This is a genomic window from Pseudoalteromonas sp. NSLLW218 (assembly GCF_015864775.1).
Lineage (GTDB): Bacteria > Pseudomonadota > Gammaproteobacteria > Enterobacterales > Alteromonadaceae > Pseudoalteromonas.
This window is the reverse complement of record NZ_JADYWO010000013.1, coordinates 59,041-73,533: the sequence shown is the minus strand read 5'-3', so window position 1 is coordinate 73,533 and position 14,493 is coordinate 59,041. Positions and strand designations below refer to the sequence as shown.

General features: G+C 40.3%; 10 protein-coding genes. 9 read left to right on the top strand and 1 reads right to left on the bottom strand.

All coding sequences use genetic code 11. From position 1 onward, the window contains the following. The first annotated feature begins 15 nt into the window (after positions 1 to 15). From I6E80_RS17700 to I6E80_RS17680, 5 genes are all read left to right on the top strand, one after another. Positions 16 to 834 (top strand): helix-turn-helix domain-containing protein, encoded by an 819-nt coding sequence (locus I6E80_RS17700; RefSeq protein ID WP_197186104.1) that lies wholly within the window; start codon positions 16 to 18, stop codon positions 832 to 834. Positions 835 to 907: 73 nt separating this feature from the next. Continuing rightward, the gene (locus tag I6E80_RS17695; RefSeq protein ID WP_024600694.1) at positions 908 to 1,216 is read left to right on the top strand and encodes a hypothetical protein; all 309 of its coding nucleotides are present in this window, start codon (positions 908 to 910) and stop codon (positions 1,214 to 1,216) included. Positions 1,217 to 1,349: 133 nt separating this feature from the next. Continuing rightward, positions 1,350 to 2,612 (top strand): TolC family protein, encoded by a 1,263-nt coding sequence (locus I6E80_RS17690; RefSeq protein WP_197186103.1) that lies wholly within the window; start codon positions 1,350 to 1,352, stop codon positions 2,610 to 2,612. Further along, positions 2,609 to 3,856, top strand: a complete 1,248-nt coding sequence (locus I6E80_RS17685) for an efflux RND transporter periplasmic adaptor subunit (RefSeq protein WP_170072682.1) — start codon at positions 2,609 to 2,611, stop codon at positions 3,854 to 3,856. Before I6E80_RS17690 ends, I6E80_RS17685 begins: the two co-directional genes overlap by 4 nt. A gap of 8 nt (positions 3,857 to 3,864) precedes the next feature. Further along, positions 3,865 to 7,011, top strand: a complete 3,147-nt coding sequence (locus I6E80_RS17680) for an efflux RND transporter permease subunit (RefSeq protein WP_197186102.1) — start codon at positions 3,865 to 3,867, stop codon at positions 7,009 to 7,011. Between the two features lie 86 nt (positions 7,012 to 7,097). Here I6E80_RS17680 and I6E80_RS17675 read toward each other — a convergent pair whose 3' ends face one another. Then, the gene (locus tag I6E80_RS17675) at positions 7,098 to 8,333 is read right to left on the bottom strand and encodes a TMEM143 family protein (RefSeq protein ID WP_197186101.1); all 1,236 of its coding nucleotides are present in this window, start codon (positions 8,331 to 8,333) and stop codon (positions 7,098 to 7,100) included. A gap of 195 nt (positions 8,334 to 8,528) precedes the next feature. On the opposite strand from I6E80_RS17675, the gene I6E80_RS17670 reads away from it, so the two are divergent. From I6E80_RS17670 to I6E80_RS17655, 4 genes are all read left to right on the top strand, one after another. Then, the gene (locus tag I6E80_RS17670) at positions 8,529 to 9,113 is read left to right on the top strand and encodes a YqaA family protein (protein ID WP_024600650.1); all 585 of its coding nucleotides are present in this window, start codon (positions 8,529 to 8,531) and stop codon (positions 9,111 to 9,113) included. 98 nt (positions 9,114 to 9,211) lie between these two features. Continuing rightward, positions 9,212 to 10,117: a GGDEF domain-containing protein gene (locus I6E80_RS17665; RefSeq protein ID WP_024605788.1), complete on the top strand. Its 906-nt coding sequence runs from the start codon at positions 9,212 to 9,214 to the stop codon at positions 10,115 to 10,117. Positions 10,118 to 10,281: 164 nt separating this feature from the next. Next, complete coding sequence (locus tag I6E80_RS17660; protein ID WP_076925304.1) at positions 10,282 to 11,643, top strand: hypothetical protein; 1,362 nt, start codon at positions 10,282 to 10,284, stop codon at positions 11,641 to 11,643. Positions 11,644 to 11,769: 126 nt separating this feature from the next. Further along, entirely contained in the window at positions 11,770 to 14,415 is a 2,646-nt protein-coding gene (locus tag I6E80_RS17655; protein WP_197186100.1) for a DUF2339 domain-containing protein, read from the top strand. The last annotated feature ends 78 nt before the right edge of the window (positions 14,416 to 14,493 follow it).

Sequence of the window (14,493 nt, the reverse complement as noted above, 5' to 3'; positions counted from 1 at the left end):
ACTATCATTGTAATTATGCGCTATAACATTAAAGACATACTCGATATTGGTCCGCGTTGTATAGAACGCTTTATTGATTCACAAACGCTCGCGCAAATGCCAAACCTTGAAATAGCACTTGCGGGTTGCTCAAACCTATCGGGTCGTTATTGCGTAGCACGTACAGCGCCATTAGAACATACACTTTTTTATACGCTCGCGGGGCAGGGTAAATTAACCACACAAAATGAGCAGTACACGCTCAATGCCAATACACTTATTGTGCTACCCGCTAAGCAAAGCTTTGAAGTTAAAATTGATGCTGAACATTGGGATATTATTTGGTTAAACCTTGCAAACACTAAACGTTGGCAACATTTAAACTTAGCGCAAGCATTGGTGTTAACCGATCAAAAGCTTGAGCCGTTACACCTGGCTATGGAGCTTTTATATAGCGAGCCTAATGCTAATTTACGCGAAAGCGTCATGCCTATTTTAAGTCATTACTTAAATGCTACGCTGCAAAATAACTCACAGGGTGCGGCGCATAACCGTTTAATTAGTTTGTTTGAAGAGGTAGACAAGCGCTTGCAGTTCAATTGGACAATAGAGGTAATGTGCGAACATGTGCATTACTCATCGCCGCATTTGCATCGTTTATGCCAAGCGCAATTTGGTAAAAGCCCAATACAACAACTTATTTATTTACGCATTGAACGGGCTAAAAACTTATTGTTAAACACGGCTTGGCCAATTTCTCATGTGGCAAGTTATGTGGGGTATTCTAATATTTTTATTTTTTCCAAACGTTTTAAGAAGTCGGTGGGTATGTCGCCATCAATGTATAGAAAGTAGCTCGTTACTTTTTGAAGTGTTTAATGTATTGTGCGTGCGTTGTTAATTGTATTTTTGGATTTTATAGGTCGCAATGCGCTCAAACTACTTTTTAGTCGTGATACTCCTAGTGCTTGTACACAGCTTTATTAGCTGTGACGCGGCCGTGTATCATTTACAAGAAGAAGTCGATCACGTTACCCATATTCATTCTCAAACAAGTTTAGAAGATGAAGACGCTCAATCACCTACTGAAATTCATGCCCATCAACATTGCCACTGTGGTTACTACAGTACGCTAAATCATCCAATAAGTCCTGAGCAAAGCCAAGCAACGCAGCCTGCTTGTTACAAAGGCTTAAATTATCCGCCAGATGTTCCGCCGCCTAATTCACTTAGCTAGTTTAATTATTTTTTTAGATAATTTCAGTGCATTTTATTGCCTGCGCTTATATGCGTTAAAGGTACTATTTTGCCTATTTAGGGTGCTTACGATTTGTAAAACACCCACTGTTTGTTAAAAACGGACACGCTATATGAATAAAAAACCAATAATGCTGGTGGCACTACTGTGCGTATTGCCTGTATTTAGCGCATTTGCTAACAGCGAAAATCAAAAAGTATTAACCCTTAAGCAAGCGCTTACAAATACTGAGCAGCAAAACTTACAGCTTAAACGCTACCCTTATCATCAAAAAATATTGAGTGCGCTTAAAACCCAGGCTGCGCTTGCACCTAATCCAGAGATGAGTTTTGAAGCTGAAAATTTTTTAGGGACCCACGGCTCCCATGCATTTTCGGGGGCGCAGTACACACTTGCACTGAGTCAATTAATAGAGCTTGGCGATAAACGGCAGAACCGCGTTAATTACGCGACTGCAAATATAAAAGCGCAAACAATTGAGTATAAAAATACGCGCTTAGCGCTTTTTGCTACTACTACTGAGCGTTATTACCAAGTACTTAAGTTTCAGGCGTTAATAGCTTTAAATAGTGAGCGTAAAAGTACTGTTAAGCAGGCGCTTAAGGCAATAGAAAAACGCGCTGAAGCGGGCGCAGTTTCACAAGCTGATGTAACACGTATGCGCTACGCATTAAGCCAAGTAGATCTAAATACCGTAATGCTACAAAGTGAATTTGAGCGCTCGCGCTTAGCACTAAATGAGCTTTGGCAAAAGCAATTACTCAGTGATTATTATGCTGGGGATTTATCTATAATTACTGAGCTTAAAAATGAGCAAGCATTACTTGATGCAGTAAATACAGCACCAGACTTTGCTTTGTTACAGCAGCAATATATGCAGCAAACGGCTAACTTATCGCTACAAAAATCAAACGGGGAAAGTGATTTAACACTTAGCGGCGGCGTGCGTTATAACCAACAAACAGATGCCAGCTCGTTTGTATTTTCGTTTTCTATGCCGCTACAACTGAGTAATTCTAACAGCGGTAATATTGAAGCGGCTCAAAGCCAGCTTGCACTGCTGAATGAGCAGCAAGGGCAGTTACGTATTCAACTTCGCCAGCAAATACGCACCTTGTACGCGTATTACCAAGGTAAAGCTGCGCAAGCAATGCTGTTAACGCAGCAGGTTATTCCACAGGCGCAAACGCTTATAAAGCAAAGCTTAAAAAGTTATCAGCAAGGGCAAATTTCGGTATTGCAATTACTCGACGCTCAACAAGCTTTATTTGATTCTAAACGCGCACTTATCACCACTCATAGCGAGCTATATCAAGTGCTACTTACTCTAGAGCGTTTAACTGGCCAACCTTTAATCGAGACTCATCAATCATGAATAAAACTCTTATCGCATTATTAATTACCCAGCTGTTTGCATTCCCGCTATTTAGTAGCACGGCTATGGCATCTGACGACAATCATGAAGAAAGTCACGAAGAAGGTCATAAAGATGAACACGCAGAAAAAGGTCCTCACGGCGGATTTTTACTAACCAATAACAAACTTGATTTAGAGCTTAAATTAACGCAGTTTGCAGGCAATACGGAACTGCGAATTTATGGCTTTGATAATAATAAAGCCGTTGATATAAACCAGTTAAGCGTAACTATTAATGTGCAGCGTTTAAGTGAAAAACCACAGCTTGTTCGCTTTAAAGCTGAAGATGACTATTTAGTAAGTACCGTAAGTGTAAACGAGCCGCACTCATTTAAGCTTGATGTTATCGCTAAGTATAAAGGGGCCGAAATAAATTATCATTATGAGCAAGAAGAAGGGCGCACCACATTAAGCGAGCAAGCAATTGAGCGCGCTGGTATTAAAACTGAGACCGCAAAGAGCGGCGCAGTTGAGCTAACTGATACTTTATTTGGTGTAATAGCGCCAACAGCGCACGGCACTGTTGAAGTAATGGCGCCTTACACCGGTTTAGTTAACGATATATTTGCCAGCATTGGTCAAAACGTTAAAAAAGGCGACAAGCTTGCAAGCGTAACTAACCGCGAAACACTGCAAAATTACATCATAAAAAGCCCGATAACCGGCGTTATTACCGAGCAGTATTTAAAACGCGGCGAACTTGCCAGTAGTGCGCTAATGCAAATAGTAAATCTAAAAACGGTATGGGTTGAGTTATCGGCATTTCCTGAAAATATTGAAAAGTTAGCCATAGGTCAAAACGCTAAAGTGTACGACTTACATCATCATTTAAACGCGCAAGGCGAGGTGTTTTTTATCGCGCCAATGATGAGCGGCGGGCATATTGCGCGCGCTCGGGTTGAGCTTAAAAATCCAGACGGGCATTGGCGACCAGGCATGCACGTTAATAGCGATATTAGCACTGCAAATATAAATGCGGCTGTACGCGTTAAAGCGACTGCTATTCAGGAATTTAACGGTAAATCTAGCGTGTTTATTAAAAGCGGTAATGTTTTTGAAGTACGCGCTGTAAAGCTCGGTGCTAAAAATAGTGAATGGGTTGAAGTGTTAGAAGGACTTTCTGTTAATAGTGAGTACGTAACTGAGAACAGTTATGTAATAAAAGCAGATATTTTAAAAAGCGGCGCTAGCCACTCACACTAGGAGACAGCATGATTAACTGGATAGTTTCTTTTGCGGTTAAACGCCGCATGATGGTGCTTGCACTAACGCTTTTATTTGCAGGATTTGGCGTATACAACACACAAAACTTAGCGGTTGACGCCGTACCCGATATTACTAACGTGCAAGTGCAAATAAATACCAAAGCGCCTGGTTTTACCCCGCTTGAGAGCGAGCAGCGCATTACCTATTTAATCGAAACTGCGATGGCGGGCATACCAAAGCTTGATTATACTCGTTCGATTTCGCGTTATGGGCTCTCGCAAGTAACCGTTATTTTTAACGAAGGCACCGATATTTACTGGGCGCGCCAGCAAATTAGTGAGCGCATTCAAAGTATTCGCTCAGATTTACCTGCCAATATTGAGCCAAACTTAGGGCCAATTGCCAGTGGCCTAGGGGAGATTTTTACTTACTCGGTGCATGCAAATAAAGACGCATTAAAAGGCGATGGAACCCCATTTAGTGCAGAAGACTTACGTACTTTGCAAGATTGGGTTATTCGCCCGCAGCTTTTAAAAGTGAAAGGCGTTACCGAAATAAACAGCCAAGGTGGCTTTGAGCGCCAGTACCAAGTAGCGCCAATGCCCGAAAAACTACTTGCTTACAAGCTCACGCTAAGCGATGTTATTACTGCTCTTAAATTAAATAACAGCAATCAAGGTGCCGGATTTATAGAGCGCTTTGATGGGCAATATTTAGTGCGCTCACCAGGGCAATTAAAAAGCATTGATGATATAGCCAACACGGTTGTTGCTAAGCGAGATGATGCACCCGTTCGCATAAAAGATGTGGCTAACGTGCGTTTAGGAAAAGAGCTCAGAACAGGCGCAGCCACTTATAATGGCGAGGAAACCGTACTCGGTACTGCCATGATGTTAATTGGCGAAAACAGCCGCGTAGTTGCAAAAGCCATGGCAAATAAACTTAAAGACGTACAGCTAAGCTTGCCTGAAGGTGTTGTGGTTGAGGCAGTTTATGACCGTACAACCCTTGTTGATAAAACCATAGAAACTGTAAAAACTAATCTGTTCGAAGGTGCTGTATTAGTGGTTGTTATTTTACTGCTACTACTGGGTAACGTAACTGGCGCATTGATTACGGCAATGGTTATTCCACTGAGTATGTTATTTGCCATTACAGGTATGGTGGGTAATCGGGTATCGGGTAATTTAATGAGTCTAGGCGCAATCGACTTTGGTTTAATTGTTGATGGCGCTGTTATTGTGGTTGAAAACTGCCTGCGTCAACTCGGTATGGCTCAGCATAAACATGGCAGGTTGCTTACATTAAACGAGCGTTTAAATGTGGTAACCGCCGCCACTAAAGAAGTGTTCAGCCCTGCCGTGTTTGGCATTTTAATTATTATGCTGGTGTATTTACCGTTATTTGCACTGAGCGGGGTTGAGGGCAAAATGTTTCAGCCAATGGCATTTACCGTTGTTGCCGCACTAGTTGGCGCACTTATTTTTGCCGTTACCTTTGTACCTGCCGCTATTGCGGTATTTGTACGTGGCAAGGTGAGTGAAAGCGAAAATGCAGTTATGCGCGGTATTAAAAAAGGCTATAAACCGCTACTTGGTCTATCGCTTAAGTTACCGTGGGTGATGGTATGTATTGCGGGTGTTTTAGTGATTGCACTTGGCTTTAAAGTTAAAAATATGGGCGCTGAGTTTTTACCGCAGCTAGATGAGGGCGATATAGCCATGCATGCACTGCGTATTACCGGTACCGGTATTGAGCAATCGGTAAAAATGCAAAAAGAGCTAGAGCAAGCCATTTTAGCCATACCTGAAGTTGAAAAAGTATTTTCAAAAATTGGTACGCCCGATGTAGCAAACGATCCGATGCCACCTAACGTTGCCGACACTTTTTTAATGTTAAAACCGCGCGATCAATGGCCAAATCCTACTTTATCTAAAGAAGAACTCGTTAAGCAAATTCGCCATTTAGTAAATGAAGTGCCAGGTAATAACTATGAATTTACGCAGCCGATAGAAATGCGCTTTAACGAGTTAATAGCCGGTGTGCGCGCCGATGTTGCAGTGCGTATTTATGGCGATGACTTATCAACATTAAAACAGTACGGCGAAAAAGCCACAGCCTTGGTGCAAAACATAACAGGTGCAACCGATGTACGCCTTGAGCAAATGGAAGGTTTGCCAACGCTTTCGGTTACGCCGCTTCGCGATCATATGGCGCTACTAGGTTTAACCGTAACCGATATACAGCAAAGTGTGAGCGCTGCGGTAGGCGGTGTGCAAACAGGGCTTATTTTTGAGGGCGATAAACGCTTTTCGTTATTAGTGCGTTTGGATGAACGCTGGTCTAGGGATATAACACAGCTTGCGCGTTTGCCGGTGGCAGTGCCAAAAAGTGCTAACCCAGACCTTGCATTTGTACCGCTTGGCGAAGTGGCGACAATCAGCATTGAAAAAGGGCCTAATCAAATAAACCGTGAAAGCGGCAAACGTAACGTAGTGGTAACTGCAAATGTAGAGGGGCGCGATTTAGCAAGCTTTGTAAGTGATGCGCAGGCGGCTTTAAATTCAGATCTTAATTTACCAAGTGGTTATTGGATTGAATATGGCGGCACGTTTGAGCAATTAGAATCAGCAAGTAAGCGTTTATCGCTGGTGGTGCCGGTTACTTTATTACTTATATTTGGCTTATTGTACAGCGCCTTTGGATCGCTGCGTGATTCGTTAATTATATTTAGCGGCGTACCACTTGCGCTTACCGGTGGTGTGCTTGCGTTATTGCTACGCGATATGCCGTTATCAATATCGGCAGGCGTTGGCTTTATTGCCCTAAGCGGCGTAGCCGTATTAAACGGTGTGGTTATGCTGTCGTTTATTAAAAAATTAAGAGCCGATGGGCTTAGTTTAATTGATGCGATACAAACCGGTGCACTTTCGCGCTTGCGCCCAGTATTAATGACCGCTTTAGTGGCAAGCTTAGGGTTTGTCCCTATGGCGCTAAATACAGGCACCGGTGCTGAGCTACAAAGGCCACTGGCAACCGTGGTAGTTGGCGGTATTATTTCATCAACTCTACTTACGCTATTAATATTGCCTGCACTTTATAAATTAGTGCATGCGAAGTTTAATAAGCAAAAAGAGGCTGAATTAGCTTAAGTATTAGCTATTAATAGTGTAATCAAAAAAGCAGCTATAATTATAGCTGCTTTTTATTTGGGTAATTATTTAGCAAAAATACTACATTAATTATACTGAAACAGATTATCCCAACGTTCATCTAAAATAGCTTTTGCATGGTCTAAACTTATTGCGCTATACACGTCATTAGTGCACGTTACTAAACGCATACGTACCAGCTTTTCAAGCGCGTCAGTAATTTCAAAATCAAGATCGCACTGGTATTTGCTTTTAAACCACGCTTCTATTTGTTCATCAAGCATTTGTGCGCTTAAGCCACTTTCTGATTTTAATAAAAAAGTATAAGCAAGCAGGGCTTCTTTTATGTCTTCTTCTTCGGCAGCATCAATAAGCGTGTGAAAAACACCCGCGTTGTTATCGAGGTTTTTAAAGTAGAGATTATCGCTAAGCGCTTTCATAAATTTAATTTTACGGTTTTTAAACTTACTCCATTCTTTAAAAATAAAGCTGCCAAATACTCCCATGCCAATAGCAAAGGTAATAAAATGTTGTTGGGTCATTTCTACAGCTTCACTTCTAAAACCACCCCAAAAAGCAAACAGAGTAAGCAATAATACGATTGATGCGCCAAGTTTAGTTATAAGTACCACTGCACCGCCAACTAAAGCCGATGAGCCAATAATTGCTTTATCGATAGGGCGCATGCGTACTTCACTATTAGGAAATAGCATTTCGAGATCGGCCTTTGGTACATTTTGAAACAGCTTTACTATGGTTGAACTTGGCTCAAATCCCATTGGTGTTTTATTTTTAGCTTTAAAATAAGCGCTATCTTTAAAGCGAATAAACACAGCAACACGGTCGTAATTAGTAAAGTGCAGCGGCTTTTTACGAAGGCCCCAAAAGCTGGTAATCGTTTCAGTGAGTTGCGACTCGCCACGGCGATAAAATACGACTTCTTCAAAGTCGTCAAATTCAACTTCAAGGCGCACCTTAAATAGCGACTCTTCATTTAATGCATCTTGTAAGTCTTCATTGGTGATCACTTCAAAATTAGCGGCATTAAGCACCTTGGCAAAATCTTTAGCAAACTCACGTTGGCACTGCGCTTTTTGATCAGCCGATACTGGCGCTAACGATCGCGTGTCACTGTTGGGATCAAAAGGGGCGTAGTTGTTTTTAAGTGATTCAAGTGTTGCGTGGTAATCGTAATGAATAAGGCTTGCTAGTAAATCGCAGAATTGTTTAAACGATGTTTGTTGTGTGTTGTTATTGAGCTCTTGGCTACACATATCAACAATATCTTGCTTTCTAAAGGGAATAAAACGCGCACTTTGCATAAATTAATAACTACTGTGATAGGGAATCTAACTACATGCGCACATAATAAAATATTATTATAGATATTACTAATTTGTTAATGCATTAGAACCTGATAAATTTAGTACACTGTTTTCAGCGTGTATTAACCTAAATATGTAATTATTAGCTCATTGAATACTCTTGTTCTTATTTATAAGTGAAAAGGATTTACTATGGCCATTCAAAAAAAGCTAAAAGAAAAAACACGTAATTTTATTGATTCTAAGCATATGCTTAGCGGTATTACAGTGGCGTCGTTTTTAGAGTCAACCATAGTGCCTATTCCACTTGAGGCTGTATTAGTGCCGTTAATGCAGGCTCGTCGTGAAAAACTATGGCTTATCGCGTTAATGGCGACTTTAGGTTGCATAGTGGGTGCATTGTTTGGCTATGCGTTAGGTTATTATTTATTTGATGCGGTTGGCGATTGGATTATTAATACGTTTTCGAGCCCTGAGCAATTTGAAAACGTTAAACAACAAATGCAAGATCAAGGTTTTTGGTTTGTAATAACACTGGGCATAGTGCCTATTCCGTTTCAAATAGCGATGCTTGCAGCAGGCGCGACTAAGTACTCTATTTGGCTATTTTTATTGGCTTCGGGTATCGCGCGTTCTATTCGTTACTTTGGCTTGGCCATTATTGTTTATTATGCAGGTAATGAAGCAGAGCGAATCATTAGCAAACATAAAACTAAGGCTATGATTGGCATTACTATTTTAGTATTGGGATTGTGGGGACTTAGTACCGTAGTTTAAGTATAAATTTGGGGGGTATTGTGGGTTTTATCTTCGCGAGGGTTTTTATTATTGTGCTATAGTTTTTAAATGAAGTACTGAAAAACCTAGCAATTAATATGATTGAAACTGTAAAACTTACCGTTAAACTTTCTAATTTTTATAAAATGCCTTTGATCAATAAAGTTTTAAGTTTAGCTTTATTGATCTATATTGCTATTTTTTCAGCCTACTCCCTAACCAACTTCCCTCCCTTGCAAGTTCAAAACAATGTTTACGGTTTTACCACCGATTTTATTAATTTAATTGTACTTGTATTTTTATTTTGGATGGTCCAATGCTCTGAACTATCTAAGCAGGCATATATTTTTTCTAGTTTAGGTTTATTACTTTGGAGTATTGGAGCTACTGCTGATGTACTAGATGAGTTAGTTGTGCAGCCTTACTGGGTAAGTATTTATTTTGAAGACTTATGCAGAACCAGCGGCATGCTTTTAACTTCCTATGGTTTATTTAAAACGATGCGCTTTGTACAAAGTATCAATAACCGATTAGCGCGTGAGCTAATCATTGACGATTTAACTAAGGTGCATAACAGACGTTATTTTTATCAGCACGCTAAAGATGCTCAGCTCTCACCTTTCGTTATTTTAATTATCGATATAGACCACTTTAAAGCAATTAATGATGAATTTGGTCATGACGTAGGTGATGTAGTGCTTAAAGAACTAGCAACTAAATACGACAATGCTTTTACGTATAAAAACAAATTTGCTCGCCTCGGCGGTGAAGAGTTTGGCGGCTACTTGCCTACAAATAATATGATGCAAGCGTGTGATTTTTCAAAACAATTAATTACCATTGCGCACACCATAAATGTTCAAAATTCTCGCCACTTAACAGTAAGCATTGGTGTTGCAATGCAAACGCCTAATGAGCCTTTAGATAAAGTAATGAAACGCGCTGACCAAGCTTTATATTTAGCTAAAAAGAATGGTCGAGATCGTTTTGAAGTTGCCCCGTAAGCGTTTTTAATTATATAAAAACACGTCCTTATTGTTTGCACATTTACTACACTTTTTAACGTTTTCGTAAGGAAATGTCAGTGAGGGTAATGCTTTGTAAATCATGAAATTAAAATAGAATGTTTGGGTCATAATGGAGATATTAATAATAAGGAATAACCTTAATGACCAACTCCCTTTTAAAAGCTGCATTACCCTTAAGTCTAATTACTATTTTGTCGGGCTGTGGCTCTGATGATAGCTCAAGCTCTACAGGTTACATCCAATTGTATAACGGCTCTTACAATAGCCCATACACGCGTTTGTTTGTTGAAGAAACAGAGCGTTCAGGCGCTGATTTTGCCGATGTAACTACTCGCCATAACTACAGTACAGGTACTTATGATGTAAGTTTTGAATACCTAGATGCTAACGACAGCTATATAACAATTAGCGACCAAGAAATTTCTATTAAAGGTGACAAAACACAGTTAGTAGTAATGAGCGGCAACTTCGATGAACCTACATTTACAGAGCTTAGCGTACCTATCACAAGCGATACGGGTGAGTTTAACTTAGGGTTTTATAATATTGCAGGGGAAGACACTAACTACGATATTTACTTAGCAACTGATGATGGCGTATTTGAAAGCGCGACACTTTTTTCATCGGCTCAATATTTAAGTGAGTTAGACCTGCAAAGCATTGATGAAGGTTATTACACTATTTATATAACTCAAGCGGGCAGCAGTGATGTTGTGTACGAGTCGTCATCTGTTTATTTATACGACGAAGCAAGCTATGTAGCAATGATCCGCCCAAGTTATGCAACAGAAGAAGGCGGTATTACGCTTGATGTAGTAACCGATAATAATTACGTTACTGAGCTTAAGCACCAATCTGCGTTGGGGCAATTACGTTTTATAAATACGATTGATGACTACTCGCCAGTTAGCTTTTCGGCTACACGTGGCACAACTGTAAATACAACAAATACAGTCGCTAGTGATTCGTATACAGACTATGTTGAACTTTCGCCTAATAGTTACAGCGTAGCGATGTACGACGAAGAAGGCACAAAGCTTGCCGATAACTTTTTAATGACGCTAGAGCGTGAGCAAAGTGCGGTGGGTATTTTTTATAACGACGTTGATAACGGTCTACGTATGATGAGCGTTGAAGAAAACCTAACGCCAAGTAGTTACAGCCATACAGTATCGGTTGTAAACCTAATTGAAAGCTATGCAGGACAATCGGTTTCAGATGTTGATGTATACTTTACACTTAACGGCGAAACGGTAGATGACACCAGTAACGTAGTTGATGGTTTAGATAGATACGATCAAGAAGAGCAGGTTGTAGATAACGAAGTTTACACTGTTTATGCTGTATATGAAGACAACGGTCAGCAAATTGTGCTTATTCAACAAAGCGATATGGACTTTACACAAGAGGGTAATTACATATTGATTTTAGAGCATGATGAAACAACAAGCTCAGGTTATAAAATGACCCTAGAGCGCACTATCACCGATAGTGTTGAATAACCCTAAATATATTAAGTAGCGTAAAGCCTAAGTACTTTAAGTGCTTAGGCTTTTTTATCGAACAAAATTTACCTACTTATTAATAATTAGGTACACTCAGGGCATAATTATTAATAAGAGTGTGCCATGGATGATTTAGTTGGGTTAGCCGTTATAGCAATACTGGTTGTAGTTGCCGGTGCTATTTGCGGCTTAATAGCGCTAGTGCAGTTAAATGGATTAAAACAAGAAGTTGCTGTTTTAAGGGCCAAAGTCACACACTTACAAACACATAAACCGATATCGCAAAGTGAACCTCAAAGCGAAGCATCTACTGCTCAGGTAGCGCTTTCAAGGTCTGAGCCAATCGCTTATAAAGCACGGTCAAACTTAACGCCCCAAAGCGTGTCACCACCTGTAATAAATCAGCCATCAGCACCTCCTAAAAAAGCCAAACCAGCTAAAGCATCAGCCATAGAGTTACTCTTTAATAAACTACGCGCAGGGTTTGAAGAGAACTGGATGACCTGGATAGGCGCAATAGCGCTTGCGTTTGGGGGCATATTTTTAGCTAAATACAGCCTAGAAGCGGGATTACTCTCGCCAGTAATGAGGTTGAGTTTAGGCGGTTTATTTGGGCTTAGCTTAATTGCAGCCGCGGCTTATTTACATCATAAACGCATTGTATTTGAAGGCTTTAATAACTACATACCCGCAGCGCTTGCAAGCGGCGGGTTTATTACCTGTTTTGCTTTAACGCTTTTAGCTTACAGTAGCTACTATATGCTTAGCCCTACCGTGGCATTTTTTGCACTGGCAGTTATTGCGATTAGTGCAAGTGCAATGGCGCTTAGGTTAGGCCCATTATTGGCTGTATTAGGTATTATTGGTGCTTATAGTGTACCAATATGGGTTAGCACTGGCAGTGGTAACTTGTTTACATTATTTATGTATGTTGGCTTTGTAAGTTTGTCGGCTGCGTTAGTTGCACATAAAGTACAGCGAGCTTGGTTGTGGTATTTATTATGGGCAGGGCACATTGGCTGGTATTTAGTTGGTTTTACGCTACTTAAAATTAATACCGTTTGGTTGATGGGGACGTTTGCTTTACTTAGCATTGTAGGGTTAATTGCTATACCGCGATTGGGCTTAAAATTGAGTGTTATTGAGCACCGTCCGCACAGTTTAAAACGCTTAATTAAAGTGCTTCCTGATCATGCATTATTACTCTCCTTTATAGCGCCCTTAATATTTACCATGCTAATAAGTCACTTCAATATGCAGTGGCAAACAATCGGCGTGTTATGTATTGTACTGATGCTATTTTTAGTACTTAAAAATAGCCGCTGGGATATTTGGCAGGGCGTAGCGTTAGTTATTTCAACGCTATTAGTGATAGGCGCTGAACGCACGCATCTTTCGCCAAACCTATTTGATGACGCACTCTTTATATTCAAAAATGAGTATGGTTTGGGCTTATTACTCGGATTGTTACTTACCGCTTTTGGACTTTATTACGGTAAACAACAGATTAAGCGTTTAGCATTTCATGTTACGGGAGCATTTAGCGTATTTGTAATGATAGGGACCTTATATGCACTTATTCCTAATTCTGCGTTAAGTACTGCATATCCACTCTGGGCCGTTGTATTGTTTGTAGTGGCGGCTATTTTAATAAAGCTCGCGCAGCATAATACAACGCTATTTCAGCGTTTTACTTATTGGGTAGGCGCTAATGCCAATATTACGTTAGCAATTACCATGCTACTAAGTGACAGCGGTTTAACTATTGCACTTGCTGTACAAGTATTACTTATAAGCGTACTTATTAAACGCTATAGCGTGCCTATGCCGCATTGGCCTATAAAAGCCTTGGTTGCTGCGTTATTACTGCGCCTTACGCTTTCACCTTGGACGCCAAGCTACGATGCGCTAACAGTATTTGGTTTGCATTGGAGTATTGTGGTTTATCCGTTATGTATCGTGTTATTTTTTGCCGCAGCTAAGTGCTTTGACTCATCAAAACTTAAAATATGGCTCGAAGGTGCGGCGCTTCATTGTTTAGCGCTTTTTATTACCACCGAAACAAGTTATCAGCTAGTAGGGCATTATCCGCAATTTGATTCACTTAACTTTTACGAACAAATACTCCTTACCTGTAACTGGCTGGCATTAGGGTGTGTGTACTTACACAGAGCAAAACTTGCCGGTACTTTAGCTAAGTTATACCAAGTGGCGGGCTTTGCACTTGCGGGGTTAGCAGGGCTTTTAGCTATTAAAACACTGCTTGACGACAACCCATTATTTGAATCACTTTACATAGGTGAGTTGCCAATATTTAACTGGTTATTACTATTGTGGCTAGTACCTGCAGGATTAACGCTTTGGCTGGTCAAGCTTGTAAAACCAATAAATGCTAAAGCTACGCCATTTATATTGGCCGTTGCGGGTGGCTTTATATTATTGGCAATAAACAGCTTTATTCGCCAATACTGGCAAGGTCCTTACATTTACTTATCAAAAGGCGCAAGTAACGCCGAACTTTATAGCTACTCTGTCATTTGGTTAGTAATGGGTGCGAGTACTGTTATTTTTGGTCATTTAAAAAACCAGTTATTAATACAAAAAGTAGGCTTAGGCTTACTAGCTGCAGTTATTGTTAAAGTGTTCTTAATTGATATGGCTAATTTGGAGGGGTTGCTTAAAGCGCTTTCGTTTATTGGTTTAGGGCTTTCGTTGGTGGGGCTAAGTTGGTTGTTCCAAAAGCTTAGAAGCCGAGTAAATCCAGTTTAACTTTATGAGCACTTTATAAAGCAAAGCCCAGTGAAGATACTGGGCTTTTTGTTTTACGCTATTACTTGATAGCTTTTA

Coding starts and splice junctions, on each gene's coding strand:
- I6E80_RS17700 (WP_197186104.1), top strand. CDS start 16: ATGCGCTATAACATTAAAGACATACTCGATATTGGTCCGCGTTGTATA.
- I6E80_RS17655 (WP_197186100.1), top strand. CDS start 11,770: ATGGATGATTTAGTTGGGTTAGCCGTTATAGCAATACTGGTTGTAGTT.
- I6E80_RS17670 (WP_024600650.1), top strand. CDS start 8,529: ATGGCCATTCAAAAAAAGCTAAAAGAAAAAACACGTAATTTTATTGAT.
- I6E80_RS17690 (WP_197186103.1), top strand. CDS start 1,350: ATGAATAAAAAACCAATAATGCTGGTGGCACTACTGTGCGTATTGCCT.
- I6E80_RS17675 (WP_197186101.1), bottom strand. CDS start 8,333: ATGCAAAGTGCGCGTTTTATTCCCTTTAGAAAGCAAGATATTGTTGAT.
- I6E80_RS17660 (WP_076925304.1), top strand. CDS start 10,282: ATGACCAACTCCCTTTTAAAAGCTGCATTACCCTTAAGTCTAATTACT.
- I6E80_RS17665 (WP_024605788.1), top strand. CDS start 9,212: ATGATTGAAACTGTAAAACTTACCGTTAAACTTTCTAATTTTTATAAA.
- I6E80_RS17685 (WP_170072682.1), top strand. CDS start 2,609: ATGAATAAAACTCTTATCGCATTATTAATTACCCAGCTGTTTGCATTC.
- I6E80_RS17695 (WP_024600694.1), top strand. CDS start 908: ATGCGCTCAAACTACTTTTTAGTCGTGATACTCCTAGTGCTTGTACAC.
- I6E80_RS17680 (WP_197186102.1), top strand. CDS start 3,865: ATGATTAACTGGATAGTTTCTTTTGCGGTTAAACGCCGCATGATGGTG.